We start from the raw sequence: 23,614 nt of genomic DNA, 5'->3' as shown, positions 1-23,614 counted from the left end.
GAAAAATCAGATTTGCCCTACTTTTTTTGTCGAAAAAGCCTTCGAATATCGACGCATCCGACTACAGACAACCCTCTCAAACCCACCACCGAACAACTGTGGGAGCGGGCTTGCTCCGGGCGGCGTTCCGACGAAGGGGCCGTGTCAGCCGACATCGATTTCATTTGACCCACCGCATTCGCGAGCAAGCCCGCTCCCACAGGGGATCGATGCTGAGTCAGGGATATTGCAGGCATAAAAAACGGCCCGCCTCCTGTAGGAAACGGGCCGTTTTCTGGTGAGCCGAAGCTCAGTGCATCACTTGTTCAGGTGGAAATCTTTTTCCGCCGCTTCGAAGCGCTGCACCATGCCAGTGGTCGGCGAGCCGAGCTTGCTGACGATGTAGATCGCCAGGCTGGCGAAGATGAAGCCCGGGATGATTTCGTACAGCCCCATCACTTCCCAGTGTTTCCACGCCACAACGGTGATCGCACCGACGAGGATGCCGGCCAGTGCACCATCGCGAGTCATGCCTTTCCAGACAACCGAGATCAGCACCACCGGACCGAACGCAGCACCGAAACCGGCCCACGCGTAGCTGACCAGACCCAGTACATGGTTTTTCGGGTTGGCTGCCAGTGCAATGGCGATCAGCGCGACCACCAGCACCATGGCGCGACCGATCCAGACCAGTTCTTTCTGAGAAGCTGTCTTGCGGATGAACGCTTTGTAGAAGTCTTCAGTCAGGGCGCTCGAGCACACTAGCAACTGGCAGCTCAGGGTGCTCATCACCGCAGCCAGAATGGCCGACAGCAGAACACCGGCAACCCATGGGTTGAACAGCAGTTTTGCCAGTTCGATGAACACGCGCTCGTGGTTCTCAGTCACCGGGCCTGCAACGTCCGGGTGCGCCGAGAAGTAGGCAATACCGAAGAAGCCCACAGCCACAGTGCCGCCCAGGCACAGGATCATCCAGGTCATGGAGATGCGACGGGCATTGGCAATCGATTTCACCGAGTCCGCCGCCATGAAACGCGCCAGGATGTGCGGTTGACCGAAGTAGCCCAGACCCCAGCCCATCAGCGAAATGACGCCAATGAAAGTGGTGCCCTTGAGCATGTCAAAGTTGCTTGGGTCCTGTGCTTCGATCGCCAGGAACGTGGTGTCGACGCCGCCAGTGGCCAGCAGCACGATGATCGGCGTGAGGATCAGCGCGAAAATCATCAGCGTGGCTTGTACGGTGTCCGTCCAGCTCACCGCGAGGAAACCGCCGACGAAGGTGTAGGCAATCGTCGCCGCAGCACCGGCCCACAACGCCGTCTCGTAGGACATGCCGAAGGTGCTTTCGAACAGACGGGCACCGGCCACGATGCCAGATGCGCAATAGACCGTGAAAAACACCAGAATCACGATTGCCGAGATGATGCGCAGCAGGCCGCTTTTGTCTTCGAAACGGCTGGAGAAGTAGTCCGGCAGCGTCAGGGCATCGCCGTTGTGCTCGGTCTGCACGCGCAGACGGCCGGCGACGAACAGCCAGTTCAGGTAGGCGCCGACGATCAGGCCGATGGCGATCCAGCTTTCAGACAGGCCGGACATGTAGATGGCGCCCGGCAGGCCCATCAACAACCAGCCGCTCATGTCGGAAGCACCGGCGGACAGAGCCGTCACGACGCTGCCCAGGCTGCGGCCGCCAAGAATGTAGTCAGAGAGGTTGTTGGTGGAGCGATAGGCCATGAAGCCGATCAGCACCATTGCTGCGATGTAGATCACGAACGTGATCAGTGTTGGATTGCTTACGCTCATTAAGTTACGCCCTGGCTTTGTTTTTATGTAGCAGCGGTGATGAATCGCACACAAACGACGACGTTTTGCAGACGAATCGGAATCCCGCGCATTTAGGACTGATGTTTCCCCAGGAAAGCCACCAGCCGATGCACCGGACACTCCCGGTTGCACCTTGGGCGCGAATGCTATGCAACAAAGTAAAAAAGGTGCAACCAGTTTCTTGAGAATAAGTTGCACCTAGTCGGATATACCGATAAATACGCCGTTTTTGCTCCCTTTTAGCGCAGTCAAGCAGCTCTGCTAGAAGCAAAAGCACCAAGCAGGAGCGGCACTTCGGTACCAGAAAATAATTCCTGACGAAGCGTTTATTTTTCCGACAAAAAAGGGTTGCACCCGGTTGCACCTCTTTCAGCGCACGGCTAATCTTGCCGCCAGCTGATGCCACGCAACTGTGGCAACCATGAGGATAAAAATATGGCTACCACCACCCTTGGGGTCAAACTCGATGACCCGACCCGCGAGCGCCTGAAGGCTGCCGCGACCTCGATTGATCGCACACCGCACTGGCTGATCAAGCAGGCAATTTTCAATTACCTGGAAAAACTCGAGGGTGGTGCAACCCTGACCGAGCTGAACGGTTTGACCGCCAAGGACGCCGACGAGGCGGGCGAAGTCCACACCGATCACGCCCACCAGTGCTTCCTCGAATTCGCTGAAAGCATCCTGCCGCAGTCCGTTCTGCGCGCCTCGATCACCGCCGCTTACCGTCGCCCTGAGCCGGAAGTGGTGCCAATGCTGATCGAGCAGGCTCGCCTGCCAGCACCAATGGCTGAAGCCACCAACAAGCTCGCCGCTTCCATTGCGGAAAAACTGCGTAACCAGAAAAGTGCCGGCGGTCGTGCAGGCATTGTTCAGGGTCTGTTGCAGGAATTTTCCCTGTCGTCCCAGGAAGGCGTAGCACTGATGTGCCTGGCCGAAGCGCTACTGCGCATCCCGGACAAAGGCACTCGCGATGCACTGATCCGCGACAAGATCAGCACCGGCAACTGGCACCCGCATCTGGGCAACAGCCCGTCGCTGTTCGTCAACGCCGCCACTTGGGGTCTGCTGCTGACCGGCAAACTGGTGTCGACGCACAACGAAGCCGGCCTGACGTCGTCGCTGAGCCGCATCATCGGCAAGAGCGGCGAGCCGATGATCCGCAAGGGCGTCGACATGGCCATGCGCCTGATGGGCGAGCAGTTCGTCACCGGCGAAACCATCGCCGAAGCGCTGGCCAACGCGAGCAAGTTCGAAGCCAAGGGCTTCCGTTACTCCTACGACATGCTCGGTGAAGCCGCGCTGACCGAACACGACGCACAGAAGTACCTGGCGTCGTACGAACAAGCCATCCACTCGATCGGCAAAGCCTCCCATGGTCGTGGGATTTATGAAGGCCCGGGCATTTCCATCAAACTGTCGGCCCTGCACCCGCGTTACAGCCGTGCGCAGTACGAGCGCGTGATGGACGAGCTGTACCCGCGCCTGCTGTCGCTGACCCTGCTGGCCAAGCAATACGACATCGGCCTGAACATCGACGCTGAAGAAGCCGACCGTCTCGAACTGTCGCTGGATCTGCTCGAGCGCCTGTGCTTCGAACCGCAACTGACCGGCTGGAACGGCATCGGTTTCGTGATCCAGGCTTATCAGAAGCGTTGCCCGTACGTGATCGACTACGTAATCGACCTGGCGCGCCGCAGCCGTCATCGCCTGATGATCCGTCTGGTGAAAGGCGCGTACTGGGACAGCGAGATCAAGCGCGCTCAGGTCGAAGGTCTGGAAGGCTATCCGGTCTACACCCGCAAGGTGTACACCGACGTTTCCTACATCGCCTGCGCACGCAAACTGCTGTCGGTGCCAGAAGTCATCTACCCGCAGTTCGCCACGCACAATGCCCACACCCTGTCGGCCATCTACCACATCGCCGGTCAGAACTATTACCCGGGCCAGTACGAATTCCAGTGCCTGCACGGCATGGGCGAACCGCTCTACGAGCAGGTTGTAGGCAAAGTTTCCGAAGGCAAGCTGAACCGTCCGTGCCGCGTGTACGCACCGGTCGGCACCCACGAAACCCTGCTGGCGTACCTCGTGCGTCGTCTGCTGGAAAACGGCGCGAACACTTCATTCGTCAACCGCATCGCCGACCAGTCGATTTCGATTCAGGAACTGGTGGCCGATCCGGTGGCGCAGATCGAGCAGATGGCGACCGTGGAAGGTGGTTTCGGCCTGCCTCACCCGCGTATTCCACTGCCGCGTGACCTGTACGGCTCCGAGCGCGCCAACTCCGCTGGCATCGACATGGCCAACGAACATCGTCTGGCCTCGCTGTCCTGCGCCCTGCTCGCCACCGCACACAACAACTGGAAAGCCGCGCCGATGCTCGGTTGCGCCTCCAGCAACGAAGCGCCAGCGCCAGTCCTGAACCCGGCGGATCACCGTGATGTGGTCGGCCACGTGCAGGAAGCCACCGTCGAAGACGTCGACAACGCGATCCAGTGCGCCCTGAACGCCGCACCGATCTGGCAGGCGACCCCGCCCGCCGAACGTGCGGCGATTCTGGAACGTGCCGCTGACCTGATGGAAGGCGAGATTCAGCCGCTGATGGGCCTGTTGGCCCGTGAAGCCGGCAAGACCTTCGCCAACGCTATCGCCGAAGTCCGCGAAGCGGTCGATTTCCTGCGTTACTACGCGGTGCAGGCGCGCAACGATTTCAGTAACGACGCCCACCGCCCACTGGGTCCGGTGGTGTGCATCAGCCCGTGGAACTTCCCGCTGGCGATTTTCAGCGGCCAGGTCGCTGCGGCACTGGCTGCCGGTAACCCGGTACTGGCCAAACCGGCTGAGCAGACTCCGCTGGTCGCCGCACAAGCCGTACGTCTGTTGCTCGAAGCGGGTATTCCGCAAGGCGTGCTGCAACTGCTGCCGGGTCGCGGTGAAACCGTCGGCGCTGGTCTGGTCGGTGATGAGCGCGTCAAAGGCGTGATGTTCACCGGTTCCACCGAAGTCGCGCGTCTGCTGCAACGCAACATTGCTGGCCGTCTCGACAGCCAAGGTCGTCCGATTCCGCTGATCGCCGAAACCGGTGGCCAGAACGCAATGATCGTCGACTCCTCGGCATTGACCGAACAAGTGGTGATCGACGTGGTGTCCTCGGCCTTCGACAGCGCCGGTCAGCGTTGCTCGGCGCTGCGGGTACTGTGCCTGCAGGAAGATTCCGCTGATCGCGTCATCGAAATGCTCAAAGGTGCCATGGCCGAAAGCCGTCTCGGCAACCCGGAGCGCCTGTCCGTGGACATCGGCCCGGTGATCGACGCCGAAGCCAAGGCCGGTATCGACAAGCACATCCAGGGCATGCGCGATAAAGGTCGCAACGTCTACCAGGTGGCTATCGCCGATACCGAAGAAGTCAAACGCGGCACCTTCGTCATGCCGACCCTGATCGAGCTGGAAAGCTTCGACGAGCTGCAACGCGAGATCTTCGGCCCGGTGCTGCACGTGGTGCGCTACAAGCGCAAAGAGATCGATCAACTGATCGCTCAGATCAACGCTTCCGGTTACGGCCTGACGCTGGGCGTACACACGCGCATCGACGAGACCATCGCCAAGGTGATCGACAACGTCAATGCCGGTAACGTTTACGTCAACCGCAACATCGTCGGTGCTGTGGTCGGCGTGCAGCCGTTCGGCGGCGAAGGCCTGTCGGGCACTGGCCCGAAAGCCGGTGGTCCGCTGTATCTGTACCGCCTGCTGTCGACCCGTCCTGCTGACGCCATCGAACAATCCTTCACTCGCGGTGATGCCGTCGTCGCCCCGGACGTGCGTTTGCGCGATGCCATGAGCAAACCGCTGAACGCCTTCAAGGCCTGGGCTGAAAGCAACAAATACGCCGACCTGAGCACCCTGTGCGCGCAGTACGCCACCCAGTCGCAAAGCGGTATTACCCGTGTGCTGGCCGGCCCGACCGGCGAGAAGAACAGCTACGCGATCCTGCCGCGTGAGCACGTGCTGTGCCTGGCAGACGTCGAAGGCGACCTGCTGACCCAACTGGCAGCAGTGCTGGCTGTCGGCGGTTCGGCGGTATGGCCGGAGTCCGACATCAGCAAGGCATTGTTCGCACGTCTGCCGAAGGAGATTCAGGCGCGGATCAAGCTGATCTCCGACTGGAACAAGGACGAAGTGGTGTTCGATGCGGTTCTGCACCACGGTCATTCCGATCAACTGCGTGGTGTCTGCCAGCAGATTGCCAAGCGGGCCGGTGCGATTGTTGGCGTTCAGGGCTTGTCCCAGGGCGAGACCAACATTGCGCTGGAGCGCCTGGTGATCGAGCGCGCGTTGAGTGTTAACACTGCGGCGGCGGGTGGTAATGCGAGCTTGATGACCATCGGTTAAACCGCTGTAACTCCAGGCGACCGCAATGGTCGCCTGGGGTGCGATTCCCTGTAGGAGTGAGCCTGCTCGCGATAGCGGTCTGTCAGTTAAATAAATGTGTCTGATAGATCGCTATCGCGAGCAGGCTCACTCCTACAAAAGATCAAAAGATCAAAAGATCAAAAGATCGCAGCCTTCGGCAGCTCCTACAGAAGGCTGCGATCTTTTGCTTCTGTATCACGCCCATCAATCATCCTGTTCAGCCTTTATCAGCACGCCTAGACTCGGACCAACCCAAAATTTCAGGTAGGCCGCCATGTCCGAGACGCTGCTCAGTTCCCGCAATCTGGCTTTCGAGCTGTATGAAGTCCTCGATGCCGAGGGCCTGACCCGGCGCGAGCGGTTTGCCGAGCACAACCGCGAGACGTTCGATGCGGCCATTGGCACGGCGCGCAGCATCGCCGAGAAATACTTCGCCCCGCACAACCGCAAGGGCGACGAAAACGAGCCGCGCTACGAGAGCGGTCAGGCGATTCTGATTCCAGAAGTGAAACCGGCGGTAGACGCCTTCCTTGAGGCAGGATTTCTCAACGCCGCGAGAAGTTTCGAGGCCGGCGGCATGCAGTTGCCGACATTGCTGTCGCAAGCCTGCTTTGCGCACTTTCAGTCGGCGAACGCGGCAACCACTTCGTACCCGTTCCTGACCATGGGCGCAGCGAACCTGATCGAAAGCTTCGGCACTGACGAGCAGAAACAGCGCTTCCTGCAACCGATGATCGACGGTCGTTTCTTCGGCACCATGGCCCTGACCGAACCGCATGCCGGCTCTTCGCTGTCGGATATTCGTACCCGCGCGGAACCTGCGTCCGACGGCACTTATCGGCTCAAGGGCAACAAGATCTTCATTTCCGGCGGCGATCACCCACTGTCGGAAAACATCGTGCACATGGTGCTGGCCAAGCTGCCGGACGCGCCGCCGGGAGTGAAGGGTATTTCGCTGTTCATCGTGCCGAAATTCCTCGTCAACGATGACGGCAGCCTCGGCGCGCGCAACGATGTGCTGCTGGCCGGCCTGTTCCACAAGATGGGCTGGCGCGGCACCACCTCCACCGCGCTGAACTTCGGCGATAACGGCGAGTGTGTCGGCTATTTGGTGGGCAAACCACACCATGGCTTGAGCTACATGTTCCAGATGATGAACGAGGCGCGGATCGGCGTCGGCATGGGCGCAGTGATGCTCGGTTACGCCGGTTACCTGTACTCGCTGGAGTACGCCCGGGAACGCCCGCAGGGTCGCGTGCCGGACAGCAAGGACCCAAGCACCGCGCCGGTGGCGATCATTCAGCACGCAGATGTCAGACGCATGCTGTTGACGCAAAAATCCTACGTCGAAGGCGCGTTTGACCTCGGCCTGTACGCGGCGCGGCTGTTCGATGACACGACGACGCTGGAGACCGAAGCCGAGCGCAAACAGGCCCACGAGTTGCTGGATCTGCTGACGCCGATCGTCAAATCATGGCCCTCGGAGTTCTGCCTGAAGGCCAACGAACTGGCGATCCAGATCCTCGGCGGCCACGGTTACACCCGCGAATACCCGGTGGAGCAGTATTACCGCGACAACCGTCTGAATCCGATCCATGAAGGCACCCACGGCATCCAGTCGCTGGACTTGCTCGGACGCAAACTGGCGCAGAACGGCGGTGCCGGGCTCAAGCAACTGATCCGCCTGATCGCCAACACCGCCGAGCGCGCTACCGCGTACGAATCCCTGAGCGCACTGCGTGAGCCGCTGGAGAAACTGGTGGCACGCCTGCAAACAGTAACCATCGGTTTGCTGACCGATCTGGCGCAGGGCAAGGTCAACAGCAGCCTGGCGAATTCGGCGCTGTACCTGAAAGTGTTCGGGCACACAGTGATCGGCTGGCGCTGGCTGGAACAGGCAATTCGCGCCGAGGAAGGGCTGGCCAAGGGCAATGCGGCGGATGCCGACTTCTATAACGGCAAGTTGCAGGCGGCGCGGTATTTCCTGACATGGGAAGTGCCGGGTTGCCAGCATGAACTGGCGCTGTTGGAGGCGCGGGATGATACGTGCCTGGCGATGCAGGATACCTGGTTCTGAAAAGCTACCCTCACCCCAGCCCTCTCCCGGAGGGAGAGGGGGCCGACCGGGGGATGCTTGAATACTCCATCGACCTGAAAGAGGCTCACCGAATCCATAATCGACTGGCGTTTTCAGGTCGATGTATAGCAAAAGACACCTCGGTCAGTCCCCTCTCCCTCCGGGAGAGGGCTAGGGTGAGGGGCTTTTCTGGCTCAACACTCAACTCAACCTGAACCCACCCATCTGCCGCGCCAGATCATCCGCCAACTTCTGCAACATCTGACAATCCTCGCGACAGGCCCGAACCTCTCCCGCCGTCGCCCGTGCCAGATCGGAAATCCCCTGCACGTTACGGTTGATCTCCTCGGTCACCGCCGACTGCTCTTCAGTCGCCGTCGCCACCTGATGGTTCATGTCGCTGATACGTTCGACCTGCCCGGTAATCGCGGTCAGCGAAGCGCCGGTGCGCTGGCTTGACTCAACGCCCGTGCCGGTCGCGGCCTGACCGGTGCGCATCGATGACACCGCATTCTCGGCGCCCTGCTTGAGGCTGCCGATCATTTGCTGAATCTCGTCGGTGGATGCCTGCGTCCTGCGCGCCAAGGTGCGCACTTCATCGGCCACCACCGCAAAACCACGCCCCATGTCTCCGGCCCGCGCCGCTTCGATGGCGGCGTTGAGTGCGAGCAGGTTGGTCTGCTCGGACACCCCGCGAATCACCGCCAGCACCGAGTCAATCGACGCCACCTGATGCGCCAGCTCACCGACCGCGCCGGCCGCTAAGCCAATCTCGTCGGACATGCTTTCTATATGACGGATCGAGCCACCGACCACTTCCCGCGCCTGCAGCGCTTCGTCCCGCGCGGTTTGCGACGCGAGCGCAGCATTGCCGGCGTTCTGCGCGATCTCCTGTACGGTCAGGCCCATTTCATGCACCGCCGTGGCGACCATATCGGTCATTTCCTGCTGGCGGCCGGAGCGCTCGGCGGTGTTTTCCACCACCTTGGCCACTTGGCCGACAGCCGTGCGCAAGCGCTCGCTGGTGGTCAGCACTTCGCCGATCATCCCGCGCTGACTGTCGAGGAAACTGTTGAAGCCGCGAGCGAGGTCGCCCAGCTCATCGGCGCGACTGGAATCTAACCGATGGGTCAAATCTCCACCGCCGCTACCGATTGCTACCAGTGCGGCTGTTACCTGACGAATCGGCCGCACCAATCCCTGGGCCAACCACACCACCAGCGCCAGACACACCAATGCCACCGCCAGGCCAATACCGCCGCTCATCCACATGGCTTTACGGGCCTCGGCGTAGATCTGCGACTGCGGCACTTCGGCCACCAGAGTCCAGCCGAGATCACGCAGGGGCAGGCTGAAGGCAAGGAAGTCTTCGCCATCGCGTTGAAAGGAGCTGTTGGTGGCGACTTTCTGACCCAAGACGGCTTGTGCAGCAGGGGCACCGATCTGCTCGCTCAAGGTGCGTTTGCCGCTGAACTGCGCTTCAGGATGAACCTGGATCAAACCGTCGGAACGCACGAGATAGACCTTGCCGCGCTCGCCAAAGCTGAAGTTGTGGATCAGCTCCGACAGCTCTTTCATGCTCAAGCCAAGCCCGGCCACGCCGACCACTTTGCCCGCCTGCTCGACCTTCAGGTCGATGAACAACGCCAATTCTCCGGTGGCGCCGTCGTTGTCGATATTCAGGGTGCGCGGCTGATTGCTGTCGAGGAAGGAATAGAACCAGGCATCGGCCGGTTTGGTGCGACTGAGAGTCCGATCCAGGCCTTTTTCGGTGATGTAGTGATTGGACTCGGTGCCGATGATCAGCGCGGTGAAGGCTTTGTGTTCGGCGCGGATGCCTTCCAGATACTGCGCGAAGGCCGCCGTTTTGCCGCTGTCTTCACCCGAGGCCAGCCAGTCGCGCACCATGCTGTTGCTGGCGATGTCCTTGGCGGCGGTCAGTGGCTGAACGAGGATGCGTTCGATGTCATTGCGCGTCGCTTCAATGCTCGACGGCAGCGCTTGTTCGACCAGATAGCTCTGGGCGAGGCGGTTGACCACCAGGGTATATATGCCAACCACGATCAGGATGCTGACCAGCAGGGCGGTGCCCATGCTGAGAATCAGCTGCCATTGAATACTGCGTCGCCACAACTGCATGGAGCACCCCCAAAGAATAAGTGGCCGTAACAATGCAACAGCCGTGCCGATTGTATACAACCCAATCGACAATCTATTCTTTGGTTGTGCGCAACCCCATCAGCCCTGATTGATGGTCTTGGCGATGGTTTCGACCGTGGCGCTGACTTGCTCTTGGTAACGGTCGAGTTCTTCCTGGTGCAGCTTCTTCATTTCGATCTGCTGCGAGCACAGATTCATGGCTGCCAGCACCAGCAAGCGGTCACCGATCAGCGTCGGGTATTTGCGTTTGGTGTCGGCCAGTGCGGCCTTGAGCATCAGTGCGGCGTCCAGCAGGGTCTGTTCTTCCCCGGCCGGTGCCTTGATCGAATAGTCCTCCCCGAGAATGGAGATGACTTTTACCCCTGCGGTGCCGTGGTTCATGCGCTGACAGGACCTGCGTTGACGCGATCAACCAGTGCCTGGATGCGCGCTGCGGTGGCGCCGTGCTTTTCTTCCTGTTCCATCAGGCTCAGTTGCAGGCTTTCGTTTTCATCCTTGGCCTGGGCCAGTTCCGTGGACAGGGTCTGGTTGGTTTGCGTGAGGGTCTGGTTCTGTTGCACCAGGTCGCTGACGAGCTGTTCCAATTGGCTGAGGGATGCTTCCAACATTTTGATCTTCCAGGCGTTTTTCAAAGGGCGCGTACGATAAAGAAAAGTCACTGCGGATGCCAGGGTTAAACCGGCGCAAGGCCTTGATTTTCCTGGTGGCCGACCGTTCTCGCGAGTTTAAAAGACTGTGATCTGCCGATCTGGTTCCTGCACTTCGTCGCCCAAGGCCATCTGCAACAAATACGCACACAGGCTCAAGACTTTAGTCGCATGACCGATAAGTCATCCATACAGCAGTCTCAGCCCGCATGGATGCGGCCCTTATTGGTATCGCACCATGTCCCTTCGCAATATGAATATCGCCCCCCGGGCGTTCACCGGTTTTGCCTTGATCGGCGGCCTGATGTTGATCCTCGGCGTGTTCGCCCTGAATCAGATGAGCAAAATCCGCGGCGCTGCCGAGAACATCACCACCAACAGCGTGCCGAGCATCAAGAACCTCGACGAGTTCACGCAGCTGACCCTGCGCCTGCGGGTACTGTCGTACCGCTTGCTGGTCAACCGTGAAGCGGACGTGCAGCAAAAAACCGTCGAGTTGCTGGAGATGCGCAACCAGCAGATCCGTACGGCTCAAACGGCTTATGAGCCGCTGATCAGCAGCCCGCCGGAGCGTGCCGCCTACGATCAGTACGTGCAGTTGCTCGGCCAGTACCACCAGATCGAAGACCGGATGAAAAGCCTGTCGCGCAACAATCAGGTGGACGAGTTGCGTAACCTGCTCAACACCGAGTTGCTCGACAACTCCGAAGCGATGAACAGCGTGCTCAACCGCCTGATGCAGATCAATGGCGAGCAGATCAGCCGAACCAATCAAGAGGCCGCCGAACAGTATTCCTCGGCGTTCAATCTGGTGGTCACCTTGCTGGTCGTTGCCACTGGCCTGACGTTCCTGTTCGCCTGGCTGCTGACGATCAGCATCACCAAGCCGATTTCGAAGGCGCTGGATGCGGCAGAAACCATTGCCGAAGGCAACCTGACCCAGCCGATCCACGTTGACGGCACCGACGAAGCCGGGCGCCTGCTGGCCGCCATGACCAAAATGCAATCGAAGTTGCGCGACACCTTGCAGCGCATCTCCGGCTCCGCCACTCAGTTGGCTTCGGCTGCCGAAGAGCTGAACAGCGTCACCGACGAAAGTGCCCGTGGCCTGACCCAGCAGAACAACGAAATCGAACAGGCCGCCACTGCGGTTAACGAGATGACCAGCGCTGTGGAAGAAGTCGCGCGCAATGCAGTCAGCACTTCGGAAGCCTCGAAGAACGCCACCACTTCAGCGGGCGACGGCCGTGACCTGGTACAGGAAACTGTCAGCGCCATCGAACGCATGAGCACCGATGTGCAGAGCACTGCGACCCTGATCGGTGATCTGGCGAACGAATCCCGTGACATCGGCAAGGTGCTCGACGTGATTCGTGGCCTGGCCGATCAGACCAACCTGCTGGCGCTCAACGCGGCCATCGAAGCGGCCCGCGCCGGTGAAGCCGGGCGTGGTTTTGCCGTGGTGGCCGACGAGGTCCGTGCCTTGGCGCACCGCACCCAGCAGTCGACCAGCGAAATCGAACGGATGATCGGCAGCATTCAGAGCGGCACCGAACACGCCGTGGATTCGATGCGCAACAGCACCGAACGCGCCGAGTCGACGCTGAACATCGCCCGTGGCGCCGGTCTGTCGCTGGACACCATCAACACCGCGATCGTCGAAATCAACGAACGCAACCTGGTGATCGCCAGCGCGGCCGAAGAGCAGGCGCAAGTGGCCCGCGAAGTGGATCGCAACCTGGTGAACATCCGCGACCTGTCGGTGCAGTCGGCGACCGGCGCGAATCAGACCAGTGCGGCGAGCAACGAGCTGTCGCGCCTGGCGCTGGATCTGAACAATATGGTTGGGCGGTTCAGCCTTTGATCTAAAAGCAAGATCAAGAGCGCCCCCTCACCCCAACCCTCTCCCCCTAAAGGGGGCGAGGGGGAAAGGGAGCCGATCTTCGTGCTTTTCAAAACCTGAGTTCGGCTCAATATTTCAGGTCGATGTACCTCGCAAGAACTGCTCGGTCAGTCCCCTCTCCCTCCGGGAGAGGGCCAGGGTGAGGGTAGCAATCGCAAGCCGAACCCAAATCCCGAATACCCCACTGAAAAACCTTTTTGACAGCATCACATTTCAACAGGTTAGAATCGCTGGCACGCAGACTGCATGGTCAGTTTGTGCCCGTCTTTACGCTTCTGGAGTACTGCCTTTGAATGCGACGACCATCAACAGCCTGTTCTTGATCGGCGCGTTGCTGGTAGGTGCGAGTATTCTTGTCAGCTCACTTTCTTCCCGTCTCGGCATCCCCATTCTGGTAATCATTCTCGCGGTCGGCATGACCGCCGGGGTCGATGGCGGCGGGATCATTTTCGATAACTACCCGACGGCCTATCTGGTCGGCAACCTTGCACTGGCGGTGATCCTGCTCGACGGCGGTTTGCGCACCCGAGTCTCGAGTTTCCGCGTGGCCTTGTGGCCGGCGCTGTCACTGGCGACGGTCGGAGTGTTGATCACTACCGGGCTGACCGGCATGGCGGCGGCGTGGCTGTTCGACCTGAATCTGATTCAGGGCCTGCTGATCGGCGCCATCGTCGGCTCCACCGACGCCGCGGCGGTGTTCTCGCTGCTCGGCGGCAAAGGCCTCAACGAACGGGTGACCGCCAGCCTGGAAATCGAATCCGGCAGCAACGACCCGATGGCGGTGTTCCTCACCGTGACCCTGATCGACATGCTCGCCAGCGGCCAGACCGGCCTGCACTGGAGTCTGTTGACCCACTTGATCCGCGAGTTCGGCATCGGTGGCGTGATCGGCCTGGGTGGCGGCTGGCTGATGCTGCAACTGGTCAACCGGATCAACCTCGCCACCGGCCTGTACCCGATTCTGGTGATCGCCGGCGGCCTCGTGGTGTTCGCCCTCACCAACGCCCTGCACGGCAGCGGCTTCCTTGCGGTGTACCTGTGCGGTCTGGTGATCGGCAACCGCCCGGTGCGCAGCCGTCACGGCATTCTGCACATGCTCGACGGCATGGCGTGGCTGGCGCAGATCGGCATGTTCCTCGTGCTGGGGCTGCTGGTCACCCCGCATGATTTGCTGCCCATCGCCCTGCCCGCCCTCGGCCTGGCGCTGTGGATGATCCTGTTCGCGCGCCCGTTGTCGGTGCTGGTCAGCTTGCTGCCGTTCAAAGCGTTCCATGGCCGCGAGAAAGCGTTTATTTCCTGGGTCGGCCTGCGCGGTGCGGTGCCGATCATTCTGGCGGTGTTTCCCTTGATGGCCGGGCTGCCGAATGCGCAGCTGTACTTCAACCTCGCGTTCTTTATCGTATTGGTCTCGCTGCTGGTGCAGGGCACCAGCCTGCCGTGGGTCGCCAAACTGTTGAAGGTGACGGTACCACCAGAGCCGGCGCCGATCTCCCGTTCCGCGCTGGAAGTGCACATCACTAGCGAGTGGGAACTGTTCGTTTACAAGCTCGGCGCCGAGAAATGGTGCATCGGTTCACCCCTGCGCGAGCTGAAAATGCCCGAAGGCACACGCATCGCCGCGCTGTTTCGCGGTCAGCAACTGCTCCATCCGTCGGGTAGTACGGTGCTGGAAGTCGATGATTTGCTGTGTGTTATCGGCCACGAACACAACTTGCCAGCCCTCGGCAAACTGTTCAGCCAGGCGCCGCAACGCGGTCTGGATCTGCGCTTCTTCGGCGACTTCGTACTCGAAGGAGACGCCCAGCTTAAAGCGGTTGCAGCCCTTTACGGGTTGCCGGCCGAGGGTATTGATCCGGACATGACCCTGGGTGCATTCATTGCCCACAAGGTGGGTGGTGCACCCATCGTTGGCGACCAGGTGGAGTGGAACAACACCCACTGGACCGTCGCGGTCATGGACGGGAACAAGATCGGCAAAGTGGGCGTCAGATTCCCCGAAGGAAGTCGCCCGGGTCCTGGTCTCTTCCTCTAAACTGCGTCCACTCTCACTTGCTTGACCGGTCTCTATGCCTACCCTGCGCTCCTTCTTTTTCGCGGCCCTGCTGGGCCTGAGTCTTTCCGTCGGCCCGCTGTACGCCGCCGAACCGCCGTCCAGCGATGCCGTGCAGGCCAGCCTGGACAAACTCGCCGACAGCAAACTGCCGGATGCCGATAAAAAGACTCTGCAAACGGTTCTGCAAAGCACGCTCAATCAGCTCAACAACCGGCGTGATTACGACCAGAAGCTGATCGATCTCAAGCAGCAACTGGCCACCGCACCCCGGCAGACCATCGAGAACACCCGCGAACTGACACGCCTCAAGGCCACAGCCGTGGTGCCGGTGGCGCAGCGTTTCCCCAAAGAGCCGATCCAGCAATTGGAGCAGATCCTCACCGATCGCTCGACCCAGCAAAGCGATCTGCAAAAAGCCCTGGCCGATGCCAACAGCCTGATCATCACCGCCCAGACTCGCCCCGAGCGTGCGCAGGCGGAGATTTCCAGCAGCCAGACGCGCATCCAGCAGATCAACAACATCCTCAAGACCGGCAAGGACAGCGGCAAGACCCTGAGCGCCGAGCAGCGCGACCAGTTAAATGCCGAACTCGCAGCGCTGAACGCCTTGATTCCCTTGCGCCGCCAGGAGCTGGCGGGCAACAGCCAGTTGCAGGACCTGGGCAACAGTCAGCATGACCTGCTCTCGGAGAAGTCCGACCGCCTCGACCGCGAGATTCAGGAACTGCAGACCCTGATCAACCAGAAGCGACTGGCACAGTCCCAGGAAACCGTCACTCAGCAGTCGATCGAGGCGCAAAAGGCCGGCGGCAGCAGCCTGCTCGCCACCGAGAGCGCAGCCAACCTCAAGCTCTCCGACTACCTGCTCAAAAGCACCGACCGCCTCAACGAAGTCACCCAGCAAAACCTGCAGACCAAACAGCAACTCGACAGTCTGACCCAAAGCGACTCGGCTCTCGACGAGCAGATCAACGTGCTCAAGGGCAGCCTGCTGCTGTCGAAGATTCTCTATAAGCAGAAACAGGCACTGCCGCGTCTGAAGGTAGATCGCGATCTGGCGGACCAGATCGCCGACATTCGCCTGTATCAGTTCGAAGTCAGCCAGCAGCGCGAACTGCTGAGCAATCCGGCGACCTACGTCGACAACCTGCTCTCCACCCAGCCACCGGAGCAAGTCACCCCGCAACTGCGCAAGAGCCTGCTGGATCTGGCCAACACCCGCACCGACCTGCTGGAGCGTCTGAACCGCGAACTGAGCGCGATGCTCAACGAGTCGATCACCCTGCAACTCAACCAGAAACAACTGCTGAGCACCGCGCAAAGCCTGCGCGCCACCCTCGATGAGCAGATGTTCTGGATTCCCAGCAACAAGCCGCTGGACACGGAATGGATTCATGGCGTGCCAGAGCGCCTCAAACGCCAGGTCGACACCCTGCCGCTGGCCTCGAGCCTGAGCGAGCTGACCGACGGTCTGACCCAGCGTCCGCTGCTGTTCCTGCCTCTGGCGTTGCTGATCGGCGCGCTGCTGTGGCGACGCAAGGCGCTGTACGCGCGACTGAACAAGGTTCACCAGGACATCGGTCACTTCAAACGTGACAGCCAGTGGCACACGCCGCAGGCGATCCTGATCAACATTCTGCTGGCGATGCCGGTCGCCCTTGGCCTGGCGCTGTGCGGTCTGGCCTTGCAGATCGACGCCCGAGGACAGAACGCCAACATGGGCGCGGCGCTGCTGCAAATGGGTCAGGCGTGGCTGGTGTTCTACACCGCCTACCGGATCCTCTCGCCGGGCGGTGTGGCGGAATTGCACTTTCGCTGGGACAAGCCGCAGGTCGAGTTCCTTCAGGGTTGGATCCGTCGCCTCGGGCTGGTGGTGATGGCGCTGGTGACCGTGGTGGCCGTCGCCGAACTGCAACCGGCGGCGTTGGCCGACGACGTCATCGGAATGCCGGTGGTGCTGACCTGCTACGCCCTGATGGCGTGGCTGCTCAGCCGCCTGCTGATCAGCAGCCCGGCCCACGAAAACACCTCATTGTTCCGCAAGGCCGTGGGCGTGATGTTCACCCTGCTGCCGATCGCCTTGTTCGTCGCAGTGTGCTTCGGCTACTACTACACCGCGCTGAAACTCAGTGACCGGTTGATCAACACCCTGTACCTGCTGATGTTCTGGCTGGTGATCGAAGCCACCTTCGTCCGTGGCCTGGCGGTCGCCGCACGACGTCTGGCTTACCAGCGCGCCCTGGCCAAACGTCAGGCGGCCAGAGAGGCCGGCGACGGCGAGGCAGTGATCGAAGAGCCGACGCTGGACATTGAAAAGGTCAACGAACAGTCCCTGCGCCTGATCCGTCTGGCACTGCTCGGCGGCTTCATCGCCGCGCTGTACTGGGTCTGGGCCGACCTGATCTCGGTGTTCTCGTACCTCGACAACATCACCCTCTACGAATACACCAGCGGCACCGGCGCCAACATGAGCATGGTGCCGATCAGCATCGGCGACATGCTCGGCGCGCTGATCATCATCGGCATCACCTTCGCCCTGGCGCGCAACCTGCCGGGGCTGCTGGAAGTGTTCGTGCTGTCGAAACTCAACCTGGCCCAGGGCAGTGCGTACGCGACCACGACGTTGCTCTCCTACGTGATCGCCGGCGTCGGTTTCGTCTCCACCCTGTCGACCCTCGGCGTGAGCTGGGACAAGTTGCAATGGCTGGTGGCGGCGCTGTCGGTAGGCCTCGGTTTCGGTATGCAGGAGATTTTCGCGAACTTCATCTCCGGCATCATGATCCTGTTCGAACGCCCGGTGCGGATCGGCGACACCATCACCATCGGCAACCTCTCGGGCACGGTGAGCAAGATCCGCATCCGCGCCACGACCATCACCGACTTCGACCGCAAAGACATCATTGTCCCGAACAAGACGTTCATCACCGGACAACTGATCAACTGGTCGCTGACCGACACCATCACCCGGGTAACGCTGAAACTCGGCGTCGACTACGGTTCGGACCTGGATCTGGTGAAAGAACTACTGCTCAAGGCCGCCCGCGAGAACCCGCGCGTACTCAAGGAGCCCGAGCCGCACGTGTACTTTCTCAACTTCGGCGAAAGCACCCTCGATCACGAATTGCGCATGCACGTGCGTGACCTCGGCGACCGCAACCCGGTGATCGACGAAGTGAACCGCTTCATCAATCGCGAGTTCAAGAAGCAGCACATCAACATCTCGTTCCGCCAGATGGAGGTTTACCTGAAGAACCTCCACGGTCAGGAATACAAGTTGGTGCCGGTCGAGGACGACAGCAAAACCATCGTCCCGATCAGCGGCGAACAAAAACCGCTGCAAGAGCCGCCGCCAGCCAAACTCGACTAACCGGTCTAATCCCAGCAGAATGCTCGGACATTCTGCTGGAGCCGGCCCTTGAAAGCCCTCGACGAACTGACCTTCGACAATCGCTTCGCTCGCCTGGGCGATGCGTTCTCCGCCCACGTGCTGCCCGAGCCGATCGACAATCCGCGTCTGGTCGTCGCCAGCCCGGCAGCCCTGGCTTTGCTCGATCTCGACCCGGCAACCGCTGAGACCCAGGAATTCGCCGAGTTGTTCGGCGGCCACAAGTTGTGGGCCGATGCCGAGCCACGGGCGATGGTCTATTCCGGCCACCAGTTTGGCGGCTATACGCCGCAACTGGGCGATGGCCGAGGCTTGCTGCTCGGCGAGGTCTACAACAACGCCGGCGAGCACTGGGACCTGCACCTCAAGGGCGCCGGGCAGACGCCGTTTTCGCGCATGGGCGATGGCCGTGCGGTGCTGCGTTCGTCGATCCGCGAGTTCCTCGCCTCCGAAGCGCTGCACGCGCTGAACATTCCGTCTTCGCGAGCGGCCTGCGTGATCGGCTCCGACACCCCGGTGTGGCGCGAGAAGCAGGAACGCGCGGCGATGGTGCTGCGTCTGGCGCCGAGCCATATCCGCTTCGGCCACTTCGAGTATTTCTATTACACCAAGCGTCCCGAGCAGCAGAAGCAGCTCGGCGAGCACCTGCTGGCGATGCATTTTCCCGAGTGCCTGGAACAACCGGAACCGTATCTGGCGATGTTCCGCGAAGTCGTCGAACGCAATGCCGAGTTGATCGCCAAGTGGCAGGCCTACGGCTTCTGCCATGGGGTGATGAACACCGACAACATGTCGATCCTCGGCATCACTTTCGACTTCGGCCCGTTCGCCTTCCTCGACGATTTCGACGCCAACTTCATCTGCAACCACTCCGACGATCAGGGCCGCTACTCGTTCAGCAATCAAGTGCCGATCGGCCAGTGGAACCTTAGCGCCCTGGCCCAGGCCCTGACGCCGTTCATCAGCGTCGAAGCCCTGCGCGAAACCCTCGGCCTGTACCTGCCGCTGTTCCAGGCGCACTACCTGGACCTGATGCGCCGCCGCCTCGGTTTCACCACCGCCGAAGATGACGATCAATTGCTGCTGGAAAACCTGCTGCAACTGATGCAGAACAGCGGCGTGGATTACACGCTGTTCTTCCGTCGCCTGGGCGAAGAGTCAGCAGAACAAGCCGTTGCGCGACTGCGCGATGACTTCGTCGACATCAAAGGCTTCGATGCCTGGGGCGAGCGTTATGTGGCCCGGGTTGCACGCGATGGGGAGAGCGATCAGGAACAACGCCGCACGCGGATGCATGCGGTCAACCCGCTGTACATCCTGCGCAACTATTTGGCGCAAAAGGCTATCGACGCCGCCGAACAAGGCGACTACTCAGAGGTCCGCCGCCTGCATGCAGTACTGAGCAAACCGTTCGACGAGCAGCCGGGGATGGAAGGTTATGCCGAGCGGCCGCCGGAGTGGGGCAAGCATCTGGAGATCAGTTGTTCGTCTTGAGGCACAGGATTCAACCTTGATAAATGCCTCGTAGGACTCCAGATCAGTCGTACGAGTTATCTACGTTCACCGAGCCCATTATGACCAACCCACTCCTCATCCCCTGCCCCGCCTGCAACGGCCTCAACCGCATCCCCGCCGAACGCCTGGGTGATCAGCCGAAGTGCGGGCGCTGCAAATCCACTGTGCTGCTGAGCAAGCCATTCGAACTCAAGCAAGGCGACTACACCAGCCAGATCAAGGGTGATCTGGCGCTGTTGGTGGACGTGTGGGCGGACTGGTGCGGGCCGTGCAAGTCGTTCGCACCGGTGTTCGAACAGGCTGCTGCGCAGTTGGCGGGCAAGTGCCGACTGGCCAAGCTCGACAGCGAAGCCAATCAGCAGTTGTCGGCGCAGTTGGGGATTCGTTCGATTCCGAGCCTGATTCTGTTCAGAAATGGCCGCGAAGTGGCGCGCCAGAGCGGGGCGTTTCCGTTGCCGCAGTTGATGACGTGGCTGCGCAGCCAAGGTATCTAACACACCCCAAAACCCAAAGTGGGAGCGGGCTTGCTCACGAAGAGGGAGTGTCAGTCAGCCGATTTATCAACTGACAGAATGCCTTCGCGAGCAAGCCCGCTCCCACAGGGGGGCCAGGGTATCTGACACACCCGAACCCGCTAATGTAGGAGTGAGCCTGCTCGCGAAGAGGGAGTGTCACTCAGCCGATTTATCAACTGACAGAATGCCTTCGCGAGCAAGCCCGCTCCCACAGGGGAGCTATGCGTAATTCGAGGTATCAGGCGTCTTCGAGCAGATTGTGCAGTTCAACAAATTGCTGCGTCAGCTTGTGCCGTGGGTCGAGGTGGATCAGCGGCGTGCTGGCCTGGTGAGACTCACGCATGCGCACCGAACTGCTCAGATACACCGGCAGCACCGGCAAGCCCTCGGCAATCAATTCATCAAGCATCTGCTGCGGCAGGCTGGCCCGGGCCTGGAACTGGTTGACCACGATGCCTTCGACTTCCAGGCCTTCGTTGTGGTCTTCCTTCAACTCTTCGATCTCTGCCAGCAGCCCGTACAGCGCCTGCCGTGAGAAACTGTCGCAATCGAAGGGAATCAGTACACGATCAGCGGCAATCAATGCCGACACCGCATAGAAATTCAGCGCTGGCGGGGTATCGAGGTAGATTCGGTCGTAATCTTCGGCCAACTCGTCCAGCAACTTACGCAGCTTGTTGATCTTGTGCTTGGCCTCAAGCTTGGGCTGCAGATCGGCCAGTTCAGCAGTTGCGGTGATGATGTGCAGATTGTCGAACGGGGTTTCGTAGATATCGGCCTGATTTTTCTTCGAGAACGGCCCTGAAGACAGGGTCTGCTTGAAGAAATCGGCGATGCCCATCGGTATGTCATCCCCGGTGAGCCCCGTCAGATACTGAGTGGAGTTGGCCTGGGCATCGAGATCCACCAACAGCGTGCGATAGCCCTCGCTGGCGCTGACCGCCGCCAGATTGCAGGCAATGCTGGACTTGCCTACGCCACCTTTCTGATTGAACACCACGCGCCGCATGACAAAACCTCCGTGTATCAAAGAATGACCGAGTGTAGATGCGCGTGGCTTGGCTTCGCTACCTCCATGGACGCGGACTACAGAGTCAGGTGCAAATATCCCCATGGCGATGGAGCAAAAACGGCCATTGATCGTCGGGATGCCCGACAGACAAACCGCTGACGACCCGGATAATGGCCAAGTGACATTTTTTCCACGAACCATTCGGTACATTCAGCTGCGCAAAATGTAACCAGCATTTGCTACACACTCGTCGCACCGGGATAATGCGCGCCACCCGAACGTCAGGCGCCACGCCGCGTCCGGTAACGTCAGCACAGCCCGGCTGCGGCTTTGGCGACTCAACGCGTCAATACAAGCCCGCAGGGGCGGGATAAATGTCCGTGATCAACTTCAACATCGCCCAATGGCGCGCGTGGGCCCCCGGGCTCGACAGCGTGGACGCCTGGCAGGCCTGGAGCCGACAACCGGTCGTGCTCCAGAGCAGCGATGCCGCGCCCGATGTGTCGTTCCTGCCGGCCATGCAGCGCCGGCGCCTCAGCCGTCTGGCGCGGATGGCGTTCAGTGTCGGCTGGCCGCTGGCCGACGGACGGGAAAACCTGCCGCTGGTGTTTGTTTCACGGCACGGCGAAACCCCGCGCACCTTCGAGATCCTCAGCGATCTGGCCAAGGACGAACCGTTGTCTCCGACCCAGTTCAGCCTGTCGGTGCACAACGCAATCATCGGCCTGTGGTCGATCATGCGCGGCGAAACCAGCGAAATGACCGCCCTCGCGGCAGCTGGCGATGGTCTGGAACATGGCATGCTCGAAGCTGCGGCCCTGCTCGAGGAAGGCGCTCCGGCAGTGCTGCTGATCATCACCGAAGAGCAGCCGCCCCAGGCCTACTTGCAGTGGATCGACGACGTGCCTTTTCCCTATGCGCTCGGTTTGTTGATCACCCCCGGTACCGACTGGCGGCTGACCCTGAACAGCGGCACAGAAGCAGTGTCCAAAGCGCACTGGCCACACGCGCTGAATCTGTTGCAAACCCTGCTTGGCCAGCAAACCCATTGCCAACATGCCTGGAAAAATCGTGTATGGACCTGGCAACGCAACCCGTGACCGAGAAAAACCGCGACGCCTACTACTGGCGCCTGCTGGCCACTGCCGCAAGTTTCGCTCTGTTCGGGCTGGGCGGACTGTGTCTGCGTCTGCTGGTGTTTCCGTTGCTCGGCTGCCTGCCTGGGGATGCGCTGAAACATCGCCACCGCGCACGGCAGACCGTCAGTCGGTTGTTCTGGTTTTTTGTGCGGTTCATGGCCCGTACTGGCGTGCTGACCTACGACATTCAAGGCGCTGAACGCCTCGGCCGCCCGGGGCAGATGATCATCGCCAACCACCCGTCGCTGATCGATGTGGTGTTCCTGATCGGCCTGGTGCGCCAGGCCAATTGCGTGGTGAAGAAAAGTCTGTGGGAAAACCCCTTCACCCGTGGCCCACTGCGCAGCACAGAGTACATCAGCAATGACGGCAGCATGGACATGCTCGATGCCGCCGCGCAGTCCCTGCAAAACGGCCAGACCCTGATCATTTTTCCCGAGGGCACGCGCACCCAGCCAGGGCAGGCACCGGCCTTTCATCGGGGGGCCGCGGCGATTGCCCTGCGCGGTGCGAAAATCCTGACTCCGGTGGTTATCAAGGTCAGCCCGACCACCCTGACCAAGGCCGAACCCTGGTATCGGATCCCCAGCCGCCGCGTGCACTTCAGTTTTCGTGTCGGGGCCGATATAGACCCACAGACTTTCGCCACGCAGGGGCCGGCACCGCAGGCCTCGCGCAAGCTCAACGACTATTTGCACACCTACTTCATCAAGGAGCTCGCCGAAGATGAGCGATCTGCACCGTGAGATAAAACTGCTGATCATCGACGCCCTCGGCCTCGAAGACATCAGCGCCGACGATATCGGCGACGACTTGACGCTGTTCGGCGAAGGCCTGGGCCTGGATTCCGTCGACGCGCTGGAACTGGGTCTGGCGATCCAGAAAAAGTACGGCATCAAGATCGACGCCGACGCCAAAGACACCCGCAACCACTTCACCAACGTGGCGAGCCTTGCGGCGTTCGTTACGGCAAAACAGGCAGCTTGAGACCGGAC

The 23,614-nt window shown here is 60.7% G+C and carries 15 protein-coding genes; 10 read left to right on the top strand and 5 right to left on the bottom strand.

Annotated elements, in window-relative coordinates; genetic code table 11:
* Nucleotides 1-297 precede the first annotated feature (297 nt).
* A complete protein-coding gene (gene putP, locus QMK55_RS15800) occupies nucleotides 298-1,782 on the bottom strand; it encodes a sodium/proline symporter PutP (RefSeq protein WP_102355576.1) in 1,485 nt (494 codons plus the stop codon).
* Between the two features lie 456 nt (nucleotides 1,783-2,238).
* Here putP and putA point away from each other — a divergent pair, with 456 nt between their 5' ends.
* Nucleotides 2,239-6,192: a trifunctional transcriptional regulator/proline dehydrogenase/L-glutamate gamma-semialdehyde dehydrogenase gene (gene putA, locus QMK55_RS15795; protein WP_320329530.1), complete on the top strand. Its 3,954-nt coding sequence runs from the start codon at nucleotides 2,239-2,241 to the stop codon at nucleotides 6,190-6,192.
* Between the two features lie 295 nt (nucleotides 6,193-6,487).
* Nucleotides 6,488-8,290 (top strand): acyl-CoA dehydrogenase, encoded by a 1,803-nt coding sequence (locus QMK55_RS15790; protein ID WP_320329529.1) that lies wholly within the window; start codon nucleotides 6,488-6,490, stop codon nucleotides 8,288-8,290.
* 201 nt (nucleotides 8,291-8,491) lie between these two features.
* Here the strand turns inward: QMK55_RS15790 and QMK55_RS15785 are convergent, their stop codons facing one another.
* The 3 genes from QMK55_RS15785 to QMK55_RS15775 all read right to left on the bottom strand — a co-directional run bounded on the left by QMK55_RS15785 (nucleotide 8,492) and on the right by QMK55_RS15775 (nucleotide 11,058).
* Entirely contained in the window at nucleotides 8,492-10,429 is a 1,938-nt protein-coding gene (locus QMK55_RS15785; RefSeq protein WP_102355579.1) for a methyl-accepting chemotaxis protein, read from the bottom strand.
* 99 nt (nucleotides 10,430-10,528) lie between these two features.
* Nucleotides 10,529-10,831, bottom strand: a complete 303-nt coding sequence (locus QMK55_RS15780; RefSeq protein ID WP_102355580.1) for a cell division protein ZapA — start codon at nucleotides 10,829-10,831, stop codon at nucleotides 10,529-10,531.
* The gene (locus QMK55_RS15775) at nucleotides 10,828-11,058 is read right to left on the bottom strand and encodes a hypothetical protein (RefSeq protein ID WP_003220969.1); all 231 of its coding nucleotides are present in this window, start codon (nucleotides 11,056-11,058) and stop codon (nucleotides 10,828-10,830) included. The genes QMK55_RS15780 and QMK55_RS15775 overlap by 4 nt, the downstream gene beginning before the upstream one ends.
* Before the next feature lie 277 nt (nucleotides 11,059-11,335).
* On the opposite strand from QMK55_RS15775, the gene QMK55_RS15770 reads away from it, so the two are divergent.
* The 5 genes from QMK55_RS15770 to trxC all read left to right on the top strand — a co-directional run bounded on the left by QMK55_RS15770 (nucleotide 11,336) and on the right by trxC (nucleotide 20,447).
* Nucleotides 11,336-12,961: a methyl-accepting chemotaxis protein gene (locus QMK55_RS15770; RefSeq protein WP_320329528.1), complete on the top strand. Its 1,626-nt coding sequence runs from the start codon at nucleotides 11,336-11,338 to the stop codon at nucleotides 12,959-12,961.
* Nucleotides 12,962-13,289: 328 nt separating this feature from the next.
* A complete protein-coding gene (locus tag QMK55_RS15765) occupies nucleotides 13,290-15,032 on the top strand; it encodes a potassium/proton antiporter (protein ID WP_102355582.1) in 1,743 nt (580 codons plus the stop codon).
* A 34-nt stretch (nucleotides 15,033-15,066) separates the two neighbouring features.
* Nucleotides 15,067-18,420 carry a mechanosensitive channel MscK gene (gene mscK, locus QMK55_RS15760; RefSeq protein ID WP_320329527.1) on the top strand — a complete coding sequence of 1,118 codons (3,354 nt, stop codon included), beginning with the start codon at nucleotides 15,067-15,069 and terminating at the stop codon, nucleotides 18,418-18,420.
* Between the two features lie 48 nt (nucleotides 18,421-18,468).
* Nucleotides 18,469-19,932, top strand: coding sequence for a protein adenylyltransferase SelO (selO, locus tag QMK55_RS15755; RefSeq protein WP_320329526.1), 1,464 nt, complete (start codon nucleotides 18,469-18,471; stop codon nucleotides 19,930-19,932).
* Nucleotides 19,933-20,012: 80 nt separating this feature from the next.
* Nucleotides 20,013-20,447, top strand: coding sequence for a thioredoxin TrxC (trxC, locus tag QMK55_RS15750; RefSeq protein WP_320329525.1), 435 nt, complete (start codon nucleotides 20,013-20,015; stop codon nucleotides 20,445-20,447).
* Nucleotides 20,448-20,706: 259 nt separating this feature from the next.
* Here the strand turns inward: trxC and QMK55_RS15745 are convergent, their stop codons facing one another.
* Nucleotides 20,707-21,477, bottom strand: a complete 771-nt coding sequence (locus tag QMK55_RS15745) for a ParA family protein (RefSeq protein ID WP_320329524.1) — start codon at nucleotides 21,475-21,477, stop codon at nucleotides 20,707-20,709.
* A 377-nt stretch (nucleotides 21,478-21,854) separates the two neighbouring features.
* Between QMK55_RS15745 and QMK55_RS15740 the strand changes: the two genes are divergently transcribed.
* From QMK55_RS15740 to QMK55_RS15730, 3 genes are read left to right on the top strand one after another with little or no spacing between them, the layout of a single operon-like run.
* The gene (locus QMK55_RS15740) at nucleotides 21,855-22,580 is read left to right on the top strand and encodes a beta-ketoacyl synthase chain length factor (RefSeq protein WP_102355588.1); all 726 of its coding nucleotides are present in this window, start codon (nucleotides 21,855-21,857) and stop codon (nucleotides 22,578-22,580) included.
* A complete protein-coding gene (locus tag QMK55_RS15735) occupies nucleotides 22,556-23,365 on the top strand; it encodes a lysophospholipid acyltransferase family protein (RefSeq protein WP_102355589.1) in 810 nt (269 codons plus the stop codon). The genes QMK55_RS15740 and QMK55_RS15735 overlap by 25 nt, the downstream gene beginning before the upstream one ends.
* Entirely contained in the window at nucleotides 23,346-23,606 is a 261-nt protein-coding gene (locus QMK55_RS15730) for a phosphopantetheine-binding protein (protein WP_102355590.1), read from the top strand. Before QMK55_RS15735 ends, QMK55_RS15730 begins: the two co-directional genes overlap by 20 nt.
* The last annotated feature ends 8 nt before the right edge of the window (nucleotides 23,607-23,614 follow it).

This window comes from Pseudomonas sp. P8_229 (assembly GCF_034008635.1).
Lineage (GTDB): Bacteria > Pseudomonadota > Gammaproteobacteria > Pseudomonadales > Pseudomonadaceae > Aquipseudomonas.
This window is presented reverse-complemented; position numbering and strand designations above follow the sequence as displayed.